This window comes from uncultured Lawsonella sp., assembly GCF_947252745.1.
Taxonomy (GTDB): Bacteria; Actinomycetota; Actinomycetes; order Mycobacteriales; family Mycobacteriaceae; genus Lawsonella.
The window spans coordinates 148,954-164,373 of the sequence record NZ_CAMXWW010000003.1 but is presented as its reverse complement, the minus strand read 5'-3'; the positions used below and the strand labels follow the sequence as shown (position 1 = coordinate 164,373).

Genomic DNA, 15,420 nt, shown 5'->3' with positions numbered 1-15,420 from the left:
AATCCTGCGGTGAGTCTGTTCAGTGACAACTCTTTTTACATCATAGCGAGCTTGGCAAGTACGTAGTTGTGGGAATCTACGCCGCTGCTGCTCAAATGGGGTTTAACAGCGGTGCCTGCTAAGATTTTGCTGCAGAGACTTCACATCTGGCATGTTCAAAGGAGTTCATGGCCGTGGCCAAAAATAACCTCGTTGAGTCCGTCGCTAACTTGTGTAAACGCCGGGGCATCGTATACCCGTGTGGCGAGATTTACGGTGGCACCCGCTCCGCGTGGGATTACGGCCCGCTCGGTGTCGAACTCAAAGACAATATTAAGCGCCAATGGTGGAACAGCATGGTGCGCAGTCGCGACAATGTCGTCGGTTTGGACTCGTCCATCATCTTGCCTCGCCAGGTGTGGGAGGCCTCCGGCCACGTCGAGGTTTTCACCGACCCGCTCGTAGAATCCCTCTACACTCACAAGCGTTACCGAGCAGACCACCTCTTGGAAGCCTACGAAGAGAAGCACGGCCACGCCCCCGCTAATGGCTTGGCAGATGTACCGGATCCGGAAACCGGACAGCCGGGCAACTGGACCGAGCCGAAGGCCTTCTCTGGACTCATGAAGACCTACCTTGGCCCCGTTGACGATAAGGAAGGTCTGCACTATCTGCGTCCGGAAACGGCCCAAGGTATTTTCGTTAACTACAAGAATGTCATGACGACCTCTCGTTTGAAGGTCCCCTTCGGCATCGGCAACATCGGCAAGTCGTTCCGTAACGAAATTACTCCCGGCAACTTCATCTTCCGCACCCGCGAGTTTGAGCAGATGGAGATGGAATTCTTCGTCAAGCCGGGAGAGGACGAAGAATGGCACCAGTACTGGATCGATGAGCGCTGGAAGTGGTATACCGACCTCGGCGTGAGGGAAGACAACCTGCGTCTCTACGAGCATCCGAAAGAGAAGCTTTCGCATTACTCGAAGCGCACTGTCGATATTGAGTACGCCTTCCACTTCACTGGCTCCAAGTGGGGTGAGCTCGAAGGCATCGCGAACCGCACTGACTACGATCTCACGGTTCACAGCAAGCACTCTGGCGAGGACCTCTCCTTCTTCGAGCAGGGTACCGGCGAACGTTTTATCCCCTATGTCATTGAGCCTGCGGCTGGTCTGACCCGCTCCCTGATGTGCTTCCTGGTAGATGCTTACGAGGAAGAGGTAATCCCAAAGGCGAATGGCAAGATTGACAAGCGCACGGTGCTCCACCTTGATCCGCGTCTGGCACCCGTTAAGGCTGCAGTGTTACCGCTGTCCCGTAACGAGGAGCTCAGTCCGGTCGCCCGTGACCTCGCAAACCAGTTGCGTCGGCGGTGGAACGTCGATTTCGACGATGCGCAAGGTATTGGCAAGCGCTACCGTCGTCAGGATGAAATCGGCACTCCGTTCTGCGTTACCGTCGACTTTGACACGAAGGACGATCAGGCTGTCACCATCCGTGAACGCGATACGATGAGTCAAGAACGAGTGTCGCTCGACAATGTGGAGAATTACCTCGCTGAACGAATGCGTGGCTGTTAGCTAACAGCCCGTGCGCCTCGTGGCCTCACGGAGGACAATGGGAGCAGGGTACACTCTCGAGTGCCACATAGTTACCTGTACACCCACTTTCGAAGGAATCGACCAGGTTAGATGGATGGCGTTCTCCTGAATCAGGAGCTCGTCTTTCGAGTCATCGACTTGACGGGCGTCGTTGGCGCAGGCTGCTTAGGTGGCACTGTGGCACGCCGTCATAAGTTCGACCTGGTTGGTTTTCTTATCCTGGGTATTAGCACCGCACTGGGTGGCGGTATTTTGCGTGACCTCATGCTCAACCTCACACCCATTGCCTTGACTGACAATGCCTATCTGGTAGCAGCAGTTTGTGGCGTATTTATCTCCATGGTGCTGCGTATTGACGGGCGAAAGTTTTGGGTGAATCTCTTCAGCCTGGTCGACGCCATGACGATTGGATCCTGGGCGGCGACGGGTGCCTCAAAGACGCTCGCCGCCGGGTTAGGTGTAGGGCCCGCACTTGTGTTGGGTGTTATTACCGCGGTGGGTGGTGGTGTTACACGCGATATCTTGGTGGGCCGTACCCCAGAAGTGTTCGGCGGTAATACACTCTATGCCACCCCAGCACTCGCTGGTGCAGCCGTTGTGACCATGGTGCATGGCATCGGTTACCCCGGTGTGGGTATGATCGCCGGCACCATTACCGGTATTGCTCTCTGCCTGCCTGCACAACTGTTCGGCTGGTCGCTTCCGGTGATTCCCGATTGGAGTCTGGATTCTGCGGCTGCGGAAATGTTGCGCAAGGTGAAAGGCGACAAGTCTCGTCGCGCAAAGTCCCATCTCAAGGGACTACAGATGATGGAAGAGCAGGTTCACCAAGCGCAGATGCAGGCAGCAGAAGACGCCGCCACCAGCGAGCCAGGTGACGGATTCCCCGCGGACACTGAGCCACCTGGTGAGGGCCCCGCAGAGGGGACACCTCCGCCGCCTATCTTCGATAAGACAATGTAGGGAACGTCTCCTTAGAACTTACCGCCTATTCCAGATGGTCCGCCGAAGGATCCTCCAATGCCGGAGAACCCTCCCGAGTTACCCAAAGAACGAGCAATACCGACAGCCCCGTTGCTGACTGCGGACCAGCCATTGTTGTAGGACGATCCGCCACTCAGTAGATTGCCCAACAGCATACCGCCCAGGAAGCTGCTGGCGTTGGTGCCAGAGCGGATGCGCTGATCCCGGTTGTACATTGTGGCATAAGTGCGCTGGTCGTGTGCGGCTGCCTGAATGGCCTCCTGTGCCATCATCATGGCCTTTTGGGCCTCTTGCAGAGCGGTTAGATAGTCGGTTTCTGGCACTTGTTCTGCCATATGCAGATGAGTTTGCGCCTGTGAGAGGCGCGTACGGGCGGTTGCCTGCACAATATTCGTCCGAGTATTCACCAGGTCTTGAGCTGCCCGCACTTGTTGCTGAGCAGTAATAATAGCCTGGTGTACGGTCTCTTTTTGTCGCTGTAGGGTGTTGGCTTGCCCTTCAGTTGAGATGAGAGTGGACTGCAAGCTAGTGTCGGCAGCGACCAGCTCGTTATAGCAGGGGAGTGGCATAGCCTCCCCGCGTGATTCGGCGCGTTTGAGTGCCTGACGAGCCAAGTTGACCGCATTTTGCACTGGATTCGTGTTGACGGTGGAGCTCTTCGCGAGTGGGCTGGAGAGGAAACTCTCGGCCTCTGCCAGAGTCTTGGTGAGCTCTTCCTTTTGCCCCTGCAAGCTGGCTTGCGCGTGTGTAATATCCTCGTCAGCATGATCCACTGCGGCAAGCAGGCGCTCTGCCTGGGCAAGGAGCTTTTCTGCTTGCACAATCGCCGGTGCTACTGGATAGTGTTCCTCGCTGGGGCGTTTGAGTCCCTGCCGGGCACCATCCAGAGAGTCTTCTGCAAGGGAGATGTTCTCTTCTGCACCAAGGACGTTCGCTTCGATTGTTTCCAGGTTGAGCCGCTTATAGCGTTGCTGTAGCGATGAGATGGTCTGGCGGGCAGGCTCCAACCGCGCACGTGCTTCCACAGTACGAAGGGTGAGATTCGCAATGCGGGACTGTGGATCGGCCATGATGTCGCGCATTTGCTCAAACTGGGTGGCGTTCTCATTGAGAAGCTTGCCGGCATCGTCACAGTGCCGGAGTAATTCCGTCAGCATTTGGTGTTGCTGTTGTTGTGTTTCGGGGAAAGCGTCATCCAATTCTTGGCGGATTGTGAAAGCCTGGCGTAGATGCGCGGAGGCCTTCTGGAGGGCGATCTGGTACTGCTCCACTGCCGCATCTCCAAATTCCTGTCGAGCGTTAAGGACCGCCTGGTTAGCTTGCCGGATGGCGTTATCGGTAGCGATGAGCACTTCCTTTGACCGCTGATGCAGCGTGCCCAGTGGCACCGCCCCGAGGGGGTTGGGGGCGCCCCATTGTGGGTTAGCCAGTGCGTTCATGGCTGCTTCATTGTTGCGCTTGCGACGGGCCAAGCGGCGGACCACATAGTAGATAGCAACCGCGGCGGCAGCCACAAGTGCGAGGATGAATGCGCCTAACCCGAGGGGAACGTTGTCATCAGTAGTGGATCCAGCCGGCTGGGAACTCCGCACCGCATATAAGCCCTCTACTGTGGCGGGGCCAATGTTGCCCCAGGAAGCATCACTTTGCTGCAAGGAGGGGATGAGATACTTATTCATCAGCGTTTGCATCTGGTAGGTGGTGAGAGAGCCACCTTGCCCAATGTAGAGCTCTCTCTGCTGCGTCGCGACGGTGATAACAACGTAGTTCGGCCCCGCAATGTCGGACAGGGACACAAATTCTTTGGTCCACCCAGCTGGGGTGAGGTCTCCGTAAGTGTCGACGAAGACGAAGTAGATATCCAGGCCCAGTTGTTGGCGGACATCTACCGCAGCATCCTCGAGTTTTACCTGATCAGTCTCAGAAAGTGTGGTATTGCGTGCCACCACGTCTGTGCTATCCGGCATAGCAAAGGGCTCCACTGCATTACTGGCTGCGGGAGACCCCGCCAGCACACCTAGCGTGAGGAGAAGAGCGACACAACAACGCTTGAGAACGTTCACCATGGGGACAGAGACCCTCCCTTATCCATAGACGGACGGAGATAGGGGACAACAAAGTAGAGAGGTTGTAAGAACTCTCCGACTTAAGACTACTGGAGTTTCGCACCGCTGTATGGAGAAGAGGCAGTGGACCCCGCCCGCTCGCTAGAATGGGGGCGAGATGAGTGTATATACCGATCATGACCTAGCCCGACGCCTCCCAGAGCGACCAAAGGCGGCGCAACTGGGGGAAACTGGCAACTATGATCGCCGGAGCCCCTTCTCCCACGATCGTGCCCGCATCCTCCATAGTGGTGCACTGCGACGGTTAGCGGATAAAACTCAGGTGGTGGGTCCTCAGCAAGGAGATGTGCCACGCACGCGCCTGACCCATTCCCTTGAAGTCGCACAAATCTCCGGGGGCATCGCGGCAGGGCTGGGCGTCGATGCAGATCTCGCGGAGCTCGCCGGCCTAGCACACGACATTGGGCATCCCCCTTACGGTCATAATGGAGAACATGCTCTCAACGATCTTGCAGCTAGCTGCGGAGGTTTCGAAGGTAACGCACAGACGCTGCGGATTCTCACCCGCCTTGAGCCGAAGGTACTTGGCAGAGAGGGGATGTCGGTAGGCCTTAACCTCTCCCGCGCAGCACTCGATGCCGTCTGTAAGTATCCGTGGACTCGTCGTCCGGGGGTGCGAAAATTTGGGGCCTACGCCGATGACGCAGATACCCTGGCTTGGATTCGAGACAGCGCGCCAACCGGCCATAAGTGCTTGGAAGCACAGATCATGGATTGGGCGGACGACATCGCCTACTCAGTTCACGATGTCGAAGATGGGATTCTGGCCGGTCGTATTGACCTACGGGTACTAGGAGACAATTCGGAAGCTGCAGCCCTGGCAGCAGATGCCCATGCCACGTTTGGACTCTCCGCCGACCGTGTTGCAGCCGCTGCTGCCCGCCTTTGGGAGCTACCACATGTACGGGAAGTGGCTGACACCTGTGTCTCCAACTCTGGGACGCTAGTGGGGTCCGGGAATTACTTTGGCTCCCGGAGTAACTTGGTGGCGCTCAAACAACTCACGTCAGAACTAGTAGGACGCTTCGTTAACTCCACAATCGCCGCCACCCGGGCTCACTACGCGGGAGAACTGGGACGCTACCGGGGCGATCTGACGATCCCGCACGACATTGAAGCGGAAGTGGGGCTTCTTAAGACGGTGGCAGTCCGCTACGTCATGCACAATGTGGACCACCTGAAGGCACAGGAGCGTCAATATGACCGTATTTTCCGAGTGGCGAGCTGGCTGTTGCAGACTGGTGAGGGCGGCCTTGACCCGGTCTTTTGGGATGATTGGAAAGTAGCTTGTGCGGTGGGTGATGATGCCCGCCGTATGCGGATCGTGGTCGACCAGATCGCCTCGTACACCGAAACTCGTCTAGAACGTGTCGATAAAGCTGCCGCTGGTCTGCAAGCAGGGTGGGGCTAGGGCACGCTGGCATTCGCCCGCATGGGGTATCCTCAAACCATGGCCAAGGGACGGATTCCAGAAAGCGACATTGAGGCAATCCGTAACCTGGTGCGCATCGAAGACGTCGTCGGGGAATACGTGTCGCTGAAACCCGCCGGTGTCGATTCTCTCAAGGGGCTGAGCCCCTTCACTGACGAGAAAACTCCCTCCTTCCACGTTCGCCCCAACCACGGCTACTACCACTGTTTCTCTACGGGGGAGGGAGGTGACGTGTTCAGCTTCCTCATGAAGATGGAACATGTCACGTTCGTTGAAGCGGTGGAACAGCTAGCTGACCGCATCGGCTATCGCATCCACTACCAGGGAGGCGGCGCCACCACCCCCCAGCAGCGAGGGACGCGCCGACGGCTACTTCAAGCCAACGCAGCCGCGCACGAATTCTACCAGCAGCAGTTGGAAACCCCGGAGGCGCAGCCGGCCCGCGACATGCTCCTGGAACGGGGTTTTGATGTCGACACCATTAAAGAGTTCGGTTGCGGTTACGCCCCAGCAGGATGGGACACTGTCACTCGTCACCTGCAGAAACAAGGCTTCACCTTCGATGAGCTGGAGGCCGCCGGAATCTCCAAGATGGGCTCGCGAGGAACCCCTATCGACCGCTTCCATCGTCGCCTCTTATGGCCCATTTGCGCCCCCAGCGGGGAAGTGATTGGTTTCGGCGCACGCAAACTCTTCGACGACGACACACTCGGGAAGTATATGAACACTCCCGAAACCATGCTCTATAAAAAGTCCAAAGTTCTCTTTGGACTCGATAAAGCCAAAAAGTATATTGCCGAATCACACCAGTGCGTCGTCGTGGAAGGCTATACGGACGTGATGGCGATGTGGGCAGCTGGTGTGAAAACCGCCGTTGCCGCCTGCGGTACCGCATTCGGTGATGATCACCTGGCTATTCTGCGCCGCTTCCTCATGGATGATAACTACTACCGGGGAGAGATCATCTACACCTTCGATGGAGACGAAGCGGGTCAAAAAGCTGCCATGAAGGCATTTACCGGCGATCAGCAATTCGCCGGCCAGAAATTTGTCTGTATTGCGCCGGGCGGAATGGACCCCTGTGAGCTGCGACAGGCCGAAGGAGATGCCGCCGTACGGGATCTCATTGCACGCCGCATTCCGATGTTCGAGTTTGCGCTCCGCTCCCTACTGAGAGATTTTAATCTCTCCATCCCAGAAGGGCGGGTAGCAGCTCTCGAACGTCTTGTCCCAGTTGTTGCAGCTATTCATGATGCGGCGCTACGAGACGAGTATGCGCGCCAGCTTTCCGGCTGGGTAGGATGGCACGATCCCACCGAAATTGTGAATCGCGTGCGACAAGCCGCGCGTACCGCAGGGCGGATGCCGGCAGGAGGTCCGAGTGGACGGACGCAGCGAGGACGGTCGCAGCGGAGCCCACGAGGTGCTTCTTCCTTCTCTACACGTACTGGAACGGGAGGAGCTTCAGGTGGGCTGGCCAGTCAGAGCCAGCCTCGGATGCTGCATCCCCGCAAACCCTCTGAAGGTAGTGAAGAGGGGCGGCAGCGCGCGGCAGTGCGCCTCGCCATCCAGTATCCTCACACTGCCGGAGCTGGCTTTGACGCGTTGGGGTCCGACGCCTTCACCTACCCGCTCTACCGCACCATCCGGGATGCTATCGAAGCAGTAGGAGGCTGCACGAATGCGGTGGTGGACCATAACTGGGTCCCGTCCATTCAAGAACATATCGACGACCTGGTGGTACAGGGTGTGGTATCGGAGATCGCCGTCGAAGATATGCCAGTAGACCAGGAGCATATGGTCAGTTATGCGGAGGGTCTTTTCGCGCGCCTTGAGGAAGCATGGGTGGGGCAACAAGTAGCCGAGCTGAAAGCTGCCTTACAGCGAAAGAATCCGTCTACTGACCCCGACTACCACGACATGTTTAAGGATCTTGTGGCGCTGGAAGAATACCGGGCCACCTTGAAACAACTCGCCATCGGAACTTTCTGACAGCGCATCGGTACACCTGCTTTTCACCTACTTTTCCCCCTGTCCACCTGGCAATTTGGAGAGTTGTGGGGTGGGTAGGTAAGCTATCCATTCGTAACACCAAGGTGTTTAATCCCCCATAGCTCAATTGGCAGAGCATTCGACTGTTAATCGAAGGGTTGTTGGTTCGAGTCCAACTGGGGGAGCTTTTTTTACCCTATTTTGGGGTGCGGAAAATGGGCGGGTACAGAAAACGCTTACTTCACTGTGATGAAGCAAGCGTAACGATGGGAATGTTTTATTTACCTTGTCGGCTATTCGTGGAAGGTCCACTGCACCATGTGTCCCCGTGACAGAAGAATGGCGTAGAGCAGGTTGAGACGTGCGTTGTACTGCCCCCAACTGAGGCCAGATTGTGTCGCTTCTTCACTGGCTTCGTAGGTTTCTTGGTTGCGGAAACACTTGAGTTCTACAACCTCGTCTTCGCTATTGTCGAGCAGCTCTTTATTTTCGATGGAGCTGCAGACTTCTTGACAGTATTCGAAATAACCTTCGATAGTGCTCTGGAGGTAGTCAAAAACTTCCTGGGGTACTTTGACTCCACCAGTGATCCAGCGCACTGAGGATCGTCGATCGTAGAGCTGGGTGGCTTCTCGTAGTTCCCGAAGAGTTAAACCGCTAAGTGTAAACAGTCTGCGGATTTGAGCATTCTCGGGATAGGAACAAGCAGACATGTATTAATACCGTAATCGTCGTGCGAAAGAACTTGTTTAACGTGTAGATGCTATCTGTGGATCGAAGTATTAATACAGATCATAGCAAAGAAGTTTTATCGTTAAGAAACACTCATTTTGCCAGTGGGGGGTATCTCAGGCGCTTCGGCTTATACTGACGGAAACATAGTAATAAACAGTAATAATAGGTAGTAAGCGCGCTGCTGTTGCGTCTGTCCGAACAGGAGATGTCATGACTGAGGCTGCATATCCGGTAGATGTGTCGGTAGATTTTGCAGACGCCCAGCTGGTCGCTACCGACATCCATTACGACTATCCCGGTAGCCCCGTCCTCACTAACATCAATCTCACGCTTTCCGCAGGAGACGTACTGGGATTAGTTGGTGACAACGGAGTGGGCAAGTCTACCCTGCTGTGGATCCTCTCCGGTCGTCTCAAACCCAGTGCCGGTCGTGTCACCCACCAAGGAACCCGCGTTCTTGGAGCGCAGGAGCTCGAGGCCCCCTTCGACTCCACCGGCCGTATGCTTGTCGAGGAGGCTCTCGGGCCTGCCCGTCGCCGTCTCCAGGCACTGGAAGACGCCGCCAACGTTATGGCTACCACCGAAGATCCTGAAGCTGCCGCGCAAGCAGAACGACGCTATTCCGAGATCTTTAACGACGTCATGGCCCATGATGCCTGGAGTGCTGAGCATAACGCGGAAGTTGTTCTCGATAATTTAGGTCTGACTGGAGAGGGAGTCTCCGGGCATCTTCTCGACCAATGCACTGTCGACATGTCAGGTGGTGAGCGAGCTCGTCTCGGGCTCGCCCTTGCCCTCATTAGAGCACCTGAAATCCTCCTGCTCGACGAACCTACCAACCACCTTGATGCGCGCGGGCGTGAGCTCGTTGCCAAAACTATCCGAGAGCACCCGGGAATCGTCGTCTTGGCAACCCACGACCGTGACTTCTTGGATGCCACCTGCACTCATATTGGCGACATTGTGCGTAATCGCGAGGGTATCGGTATCTTCACCGGTAACTGGACCCAGTACGACAAACACCGCCGGCACGAACGTCAGCTATGGGAACACCAATGGCGCACCGAAGAGCACCAACGGGAACATTTGGAGACCACCATTGAGAAGGGTGCGCGCGAGGTTTCTCCTGGCCGTGTACGCCAGGATAACGACAAACTCTCCTACAACCTGGCCGGCGGTCGAGTGGAAAAACAGATCGCCCGCCGAGTTAGAGCCGCGCGCCAAAAGCTTACGGAATTGGAGGAGAACGGGGTGGCAAAACCGCCAGTTCTGCTGGGATTTAATGCCCCTCTGGCGAAGGCACCAAGCGGTAGACGTGTTGCCGCTGGTTCCGAAGAGGACTTCCATCTGAAGCTCCGTGGGGTGATAGTTCCCAAACGCGTCCACGTAGGTTCTCTCACCATCCGGCCTGGCGAAACTGTCATCATCACCGGCCCAAATGGATCCGGGAAATCTAGCTTGCTACACGTCATCACTGGTGCACTTCAACCGGAAGCGGGAGAAGTGCAGGTGGGTCAGGGTGCCACCTTGTCGATCCTGGAGCAAGTACAACGGTGGGAGGACCCGAAGAAGAGCGCTGCGGAACTCTACTCCTTCGTCTCCGGCCCGCACTCGCTGGACTTAGACGATCTGGGTCTTATCACTCCTGAAGATGCTCAGCGCCCAGTGGGTGATCTCTCGTTAGGACAGCAGAGACGGGTAGCCTTGGCCTTGCTCGTAGCTAACCCACCGGAAATTCTCTTAATGGATGAGCCGACTAACCACTTGAGTGTTGACCTCATCGAAGAGGTACAGGATGCGATTAAACAGTGCGAAGGGACTATTGTCGTCGTCACCCACGACCAACGCATGATCGAACAGGTAGAAGCGCGTCACTTAGTCGTTAAAGATGGAGAGGTGGAAGAGCTTCCCCGAGGTGTACTGCCCGAGATCTTCGATTAGTGTGCGGCGCAGAGTAGCCCTTGCTCTGGATTCCGAAGCGCTGCTCTGCATTCTGCACTCCAGTTGTGCATTCAGCGCTGTGCATACTGTGAGATGAACCTTGTTAGCCCCATTGCATGAGAAGGGTACTTCGGAATATTGTGGAAGACATGACCGAACGTGCATCTGCAGATTGGGACGCCCTCTACAGTGAGACACCTGCCCCCTGGGGAGGAACCCCTGCTGCGGCAGTCGTGGAACGGCTCTCGACTATGGAACCCGGTTCCGCTCTCGACTTGGGGTGTGGGGAAGGTCGTCACGCTCGTCTCCTGGCTCAGATGGGCTGGGACGTAGTAGGTGTTGATCTCTCCTCCGAGGCGATTCGTATAGCGGCAGAGCACGAGTCATTGGGGCCGAAGATTGTCTATACAGTGGGGGACGTCTGCAGCTGGGTACCGGTCTACGATGCGCAGGTTACTGGCGATGATCGTTTCACCAGCGGCAAATTTGACCTCATTTTGGGTGCTTACCTGCATTTGCCAATGCATCAGCTGCGGGATGTGTTGAAGCGTAGCCAAGCCTGGTTGAAGCCGCACGGGGCGCTTCTCTATCTTGGGCACGCTGCCGAAAACCTCCGTCACGGTATTGGGGGCCCACAGGATTCTGCACTTCTTCCGACCGTCGCTGATCTAGCCAGCGCCAGTGCGGGAATGCGGGTCATTCGTCTCGAGCATATGGTGCGCCCCGCCGGCCATTCGCAAGCGGTCGATGTCCTTCTTCATGCTGAAAACTGGGACTAGTACCGGAACCGTTGCTTCCATGTCGAGGTAGTGGTGTGGGGTTAGACGCAGGTGCCGTCCTCCGCGCATTGTTCGGCAGGTGTTTCTGTTTGCACCGTCACATGGTGAAGGTGGTAGGTGTGCTCCATGAGTTCTTGTACGTGCTGACGTGCTTGCGGATTGGTAGTGACAACGTGGACGGATCCGATGTTGTCACCGGTGGTGAGGCTCCACACATGAAAGTGGTGGAGTGCTTGTACACCGTCCACGGACAAGATGTCATGGCGAAGGGACTCCATATCGACATCAGTGGGGGTGCCTTGTAGGATGACGTTTCCTACTTGGCGGAGCAGTGCGACTGCTCGCGGAAGTACCCATATGGCGATAAGGACTGCAACGACGATGTCGGCATATACCCATCCCGTGAGATAGGTGATGAGACCCGAGATGAGTACTCCCACCGACCCCACCATGTCTGCCATCACTTCTAGATAAGCGCCCTTCACATTAATGGACTCGTCCTTACCACCACGGATGGCAAGAAACGCGAAAAAGTTCATGAGCAGTCCCACTACTGCGACGATCGTTACTGGCAGTCCCTGGACATTAACGGGATGGATGAGGCGCTCGACGGCTTCGACGACAATGATGACGGCGACTGCTAGCAACAGAATCGCGTTGAATCCCGCGGCGAGCACCTCAACACGGCGGAAACCATAAGTGTGTTGGGGAGTGGCGGAGGCACGCGCTCCAACACGGATGGCGACGAGTGCAGTGCACAGGCCGAAGACATCGGTGAACGCATGCGCAGAGTCCGATAGGAGAGCGAGTGAGCCGGAGAGTAGCCCTACGACAATTTGTGTGATGACAGTAACGAGTCCCAGTGCGATAGCGACACTGATGCGCCATTGAGGGGTGTGGGCCAATTCTGCTGCGTCGTGATGCTCGTGGGTGTGATGGTGGGAGTGACCGTGAGCTAGTGTGGCGCCGTGAGCATGGCTGCCGGTGTCATGGCTGTCATTGGTGAGATTCGGCACGTGGCTCTGTGTGTGGTTATGCGGCACGTGGCTCTGTGTGTGGTTATGAGCGTCGTCGTGAGCGTGATCGGACCGGTGAGTGTAGTCAGTGGCCTGCATTGCCGAACCTCTCTAATGTATGCGTGATAATGCATATGTTAGAGAGATGAATGAAGATTAGCAAGGCTACCCTTCGACAAGGAGAGAAGTGCGCCTGCTGGGGCTCGAACCCAGGACCGAATGATTATGAGTCATTTGCTCTAACCGACTGAGCTACAGGCACGCACTCCGCTGTTTGTAAGAACAGAAAGAGCGTATCCAGTGTAGCGCGTTGCGGACGAAACTCGTGATTCGGCAGAGTGTCACCGTTGTCGAGCTGGCTTGTTACTAATGTTACTTAAGTATATTAAAGTTAAAAATGTGCTTTGACCTGCGAGTTTTTTTCCAAATAATGCGGCGTGTCGGAGGTTCAATCGAGGAAAAGTCTCAACCTTTAGTGCAGACTTGAACGTGACAAGAGAAAAGTGCGCACACCTCCATATCGAACGTACTGCGTTGGGGAAGACGTCATACGTCTCGGAAGAAGAAGGAGGTGCGACGTGCACGTCGCCACACCATTTATCGATGCCACCACTGGCGTGGTGTCTATTTATGCTGCTCCCGCCGCGCTGTGTCCACGGATCGAGCAGACCCTTGCCCGTACCCTGCAAGCTGCCCTACCCACCCGGCGGCTCATGTGGCATACCGTAGAAGGCTGCCCTGGGATGCTCCGAACTACCGTGGACTGGATTGGGCCAGTTGGTAGTGGGCAGGCCCTCGCCGAGGCTCTTGCAGAATGGCCCATTCTTTCCTTTGATGTCACCGAAGACGCCACCGAGAGCTGGAATGGGCAGCGTTTTAGTCATACCCCCGACCTGGGGCTCTGGCACGGCGAAACCAATGCCTCCGGGGACGTTGTTGTCTCAGAAAACCGCCTTCGAGAACTCATGCGCTCCGGTGATCTTGAACATGGCATCGAACTCGCTCTCGGCACCGCATGGGACGAGTCCCTCGAATCCCTCCGTCAAGAACACCCCGCAAGTATCGACGTCACCTGGCTGTCCGCTGTCGGGTAAAAACCTGCTTTCGCATTTTCCTTCTCCTCTACACAAAAATCTGTGGTGGGCACTCGCAATCGAGTGCCCACCACAGTGTGTCAGGAGCGCTGTTATCTGTCCTGCATCTCCGCAGCCGACAGCGCGCTTTCAGGATCGACCCACAGTGACCCGCTTAATGTAGTCGACAACATCGCGTACTGTGCGCATGCCTTTCATCCGCTCATCGGGAATCTCAATGCCGTACTTGTCCTCAGTTTGGACAGCAATTTCTACCATAGAGAGGGAATCAACGTCCAGATCATCCACAAAACTCTTGTCTGGAGTGACCTCAGCTTGCTCAACACCTGTGACTTCTTCGACGATCTCGGCAAGTCCAGCAACGATGTCTCTTTCATCAGTGGCCATCTGCGGTGCTCTCCTTTCCGTCTCGTACCTTCGCTATGCGTGCAAGGGGAGGGCGCTCAGCAGCGCCCAGATAACACCCACGACTCTACCAAGATTTGTTGTTGGATTCGTTAATGTCCTCTAGCATTCCCAAAACGTTGGCGATCCGCAGTGTAAACCGCATACGCGAATCAAGTGGATCCATACCGGTAATGTCGTTCACTCTCTTTAAACGGTAACGCACTGTGTTGGGGTGGACATAGAGCTGCCGCGCGGCCTCCTCGACGCCACCATCGACGGAGAGATAGAGACGCAGTGTGTCGCGGATGGCCTGATTCGCCGACTTCTGCAAAGGCTTAATGATGTCATGAAACAGACGCTGTACAGCCCGATGGTCACCTGCAATAGCCCGCTCCGGGATAAACATGTCAGCGGTCGCAACCCGTGGAACATTAGGCATTGCTTGAGCGACGCGTAATGCTGCAAACGCTTCCTCCGCAGACCGTGAAGCCCCCGCTAGATTACGGGCTGTTGGCCCCAACATAATCTGGTCATCGGAGAAAATTTCATAGATAGGGCATTCAGGGTTCATCAACACTTCCGCGGGTATGTTTACCAACGTCACCAAATAGGGACCCTGTACCGCCGCAAGAGCGCGATATCCGAGGTCGGCCGCAGCTTGATGAAGACGAAGAACCGTGCGTTCCTGGCGATCCAAAGAACTCGGCGTTCCCACCATCACCGTCACTGGCCGATTAGTATCGCAGGCCAAGGCAGAGCCGAACGAACGGATGTCCTCGGACTTTGCTCCGCGCACCACTGCGTCAACCAAAGCCGTTTCCATACGAGCATCCCAGACACCGCGTTTCTCCGCAGCTGCTGCAAAATAGTCTGCAATGGAGAATCCCAGCTCGCGGCTGTAGCGAAGAGCGTGGACCAACAGAGTGGCTTTTGCCTCCGGCATATCCTTCATGTTAATGACGGCCTGCTCGATAATCTCCATGCTCGAGTGCAGGATGGAAACAGATTGCTGCAAGCTCAGGCCCTCTACCAAGTGGACTGAATCCGAACCAAGCACATCCTTAAAGTCGAGATCGTCATCATCCGGATGCTGAACCCAATCCGCGAAGAAGCGAATAGCAGACTGTACCAACGCACCAATGTCAGCGCGATGCTTGGCATCAAGCTCCTTAAAGAATGGAAGGGATATACTTATGTGTGCAATCACGGTCCGGGTGAGCTGCCCAGATATCTTACGAATGCGCTGGACAAGGCTCGGTGGCACTGCGTTGAGCAACGTCAGTTCAGCCTGCGAACCTTGGGAGGTCATTTGTTCAGTACTCACAAGATTATTGTTGCATGTTTGTGCAAATGA

General features: G+C 56.0%; 12 protein-coding genes and 2 tRNA genes. 8 read left to right on the top strand and 6 right to left on the bottom strand.

The genetic code is table 11. The features are described 5' to 3' along the window. Nucleotides 1-173: 173 nt before the first annotated feature. Nucleotides 174-1,559, top strand: coding sequence for a glycine--tRNA ligase (locus Q0X28_RS04600; RefSeq protein WP_296239070.1), 1,386 nt, complete (start codon nt 174-176; stop codon nt 1,557-1,559). 111 nt (nt 1,560-1,670) lie between these two features. Then, nucleotides 1,671-2,543: a trimeric intracellular cation channel family protein gene (locus tag Q0X28_RS04595; RefSeq protein WP_296239071.1), complete on the top strand. Its 873-nt coding sequence runs from the start codon at nt 1,671-1,673 to the stop codon at nt 2,541-2,543. 11 nt (nt 2,544-2,554) lie between these two features. Here the strand turns inward: Q0X28_RS04595 and Q0X28_RS04590 are convergent, their stop codons facing one another. Next, the gene (locus Q0X28_RS04590) at nt 2,555-4,630 is read right to left on the bottom strand and encodes a TPM domain-containing protein (protein WP_298576825.1); all 2,076 of its coding nucleotides are present in this window, start codon (nt 4,628-4,630) and stop codon (nt 2,555-2,557) included. Nucleotides 4,631-4,787: 157 nt separating this feature from the next. On the opposite strand from Q0X28_RS04590, the gene Q0X28_RS04585 reads away from it, so the two are divergent. The 3 genes from Q0X28_RS04585 (at nt 4,788) to Q0X28_RS04575 (ending at nt 8,299) form a co-directional block, all read left to right on the top strand. After that, nucleotides 4,788-6,101: a deoxyguanosinetriphosphate triphosphohydrolase gene (locus Q0X28_RS04585; RefSeq protein WP_296239076.1), complete on the top strand. Its 1,314-nt coding sequence runs from the start codon at nt 4,788-4,790 to the stop codon at nt 6,099-6,101. Nucleotides 6,102-6,140: 39 nt separating this feature from the next. Continuing rightward, nucleotides 6,141-8,114 (top strand): DNA primase, encoded by a 1,974-nt coding sequence (gene dnaG / locus Q0X28_RS04580; RefSeq protein WP_296239078.1) that lies wholly within the window; start codon nt 6,141-6,143, stop codon nt 8,112-8,114. 112 nt (nt 8,115-8,226) lie between these two features. Beyond that, nucleotides 8,227-8,299, top strand: a tRNA-Asn gene (locus Q0X28_RS04575). A gap of 108 nt (nt 8,300-8,407) precedes the next feature. Here Q0X28_RS04575 and Q0X28_RS04570 read toward each other — a convergent pair. Continuing rightward, the gene (locus Q0X28_RS04570; RefSeq protein ID WP_298576822.1) at nt 8,408-8,827 is read right to left on the bottom strand and encodes a hypothetical protein; all 420 of its coding nucleotides are present in this window, start codon (nt 8,825-8,827) and stop codon (nt 8,408-8,410) included. A gap of 232 nt (nt 8,828-9,059) precedes the next feature. Between Q0X28_RS04570 and Q0X28_RS04565 the strand changes: the two genes are divergently transcribed. Together Q0X28_RS04565 and Q0X28_RS04560 are read left to right on the top strand one after the other, a co-directional pair. Then, entirely contained in the window at nt 9,060-10,790 is a 1,731-nt protein-coding gene (locus tag Q0X28_RS04565; RefSeq protein ID WP_296239082.1) for an ABC-F family ATP-binding cassette domain-containing protein, read from the top strand. Between the two features lie 149 nt (nt 10,791-10,939). Beyond that, a complete protein-coding gene (locus Q0X28_RS04560; protein ID WP_290599310.1) occupies nt 10,940-11,569 on the top strand; it encodes a bifunctional 2-polyprenyl-6-hydroxyphenol methylase/3-demethylubiquinol 3-O-methyltransferase UbiG in 630 nt (209 codons plus the stop codon). Between the two features lie 41 nt (nt 11,570-11,610). On the opposite strand, the gene Q0X28_RS04555 is transcribed toward Q0X28_RS04560, so the two are convergent. Then, complete coding sequence (locus Q0X28_RS04555) at nt 11,611-12,585, bottom strand: cation diffusion facilitator family transporter (RefSeq protein WP_298576819.1); 975 nt, start codon at nt 12,583-12,585, stop codon at nt 11,611-11,613. Nucleotides 12,586-12,773: 188 nt separating this feature from the next. Then, nucleotides 12,774-12,847: transfer RNA gene (locus Q0X28_RS04550), tRNA-Ile, on the bottom strand. Nucleotides 12,848-13,163: 316 nt separating this feature from the next. Between Q0X28_RS04550 and Q0X28_RS04545 the strand changes: the two genes are divergently transcribed. Continuing rightward, nucleotides 13,164-13,679 carry a DUF3145 family protein gene (locus tag Q0X28_RS04545; RefSeq protein ID WP_296239096.1) on the top strand — a complete coding sequence of 172 codons (516 nt, stop codon included), beginning with the start codon at nt 13,164-13,166 and terminating at the stop codon, nt 13,677-13,679. Nucleotides 13,680-13,808: 129 nt separating this feature from the next. Here Q0X28_RS04545 and Q0X28_RS04540 read toward each other — a convergent pair whose 3' ends face one another. Together Q0X28_RS04540 and Q0X28_RS04535 are read right to left on the bottom strand one after the other, a co-directional pair. Further along, complete coding sequence (locus Q0X28_RS04540; RefSeq protein WP_296239097.1) at nt 13,809-14,066, bottom strand: acyl carrier protein; 258 nt, start codon at nt 14,064-14,066, stop codon at nt 13,809-13,811. Nucleotides 14,067-14,151: 85 nt separating this feature from the next. After that, a complete protein-coding gene (locus tag Q0X28_RS04535; RefSeq protein WP_298576816.1) occupies nt 14,152-15,390 on the bottom strand; it encodes a CdaR family transcriptional regulator in 1,239 nt (412 codons plus the stop codon). Between the last annotated feature and the right edge of the window lie 30 nt (nt 15,391-15,420).

What these genes read in the sequence shown, in the direction of transcription:
- Q0X28_RS04595 (WP_296239071.1), top strand. Translation starts at nt 1,671, where the DNA reads ATGGATGGCGTTCTCCTGAATCAGGAGCTCGTCTTTCGAGTCATCGAC.
- Q0X28_RS04590 (WP_298576825.1), bottom strand. Translation starts at nt 4,630, where the DNA reads ATGGTGAACGTTCTCAAGCGTTGTTGTGTCGCTCTTCTCCTCACGCTA.
- Q0X28_RS04585 (WP_296239076.1), top strand. Translation starts at nt 4,788, where the DNA reads ATGAGTGTATATACCGATCATGACCTAGCCCGACGCCTCCCAGAGCGA.
- dnaG (WP_296239078.1), top strand. Translation starts at nt 6,141, where the DNA reads ATGGCCAAGGGACGGATTCCAGAAAGCGACATTGAGGCAATCCGTAAC.
- Q0X28_RS04570 (WP_298576822.1), bottom strand. Translation starts at nt 8,827, where the DNA reads ATGTCTGCTTGTTCCTATCCCGAGAATGCTCAAATCCGCAGACTGTTT.
- Q0X28_RS04565 (WP_296239082.1), top strand. Translation starts at nt 9,060, where the DNA reads ATGACTGAGGCTGCATATCCGGTAGATGTGTCGGTAGATTTTGCAGAC.
- Q0X28_RS04560 (WP_290599310.1), top strand. Translation starts at nt 10,940, where the DNA reads ATGACCGAACGTGCATCTGCAGATTGGGACGCCCTCTACAGTGAGACA.
- Q0X28_RS04540 (WP_296239097.1), bottom strand. Translation starts at nt 14,066, where the DNA reads ATGGCCACTGATGAAAGAGACATCGTTGCTGGACTTGCCGAGATCGTC.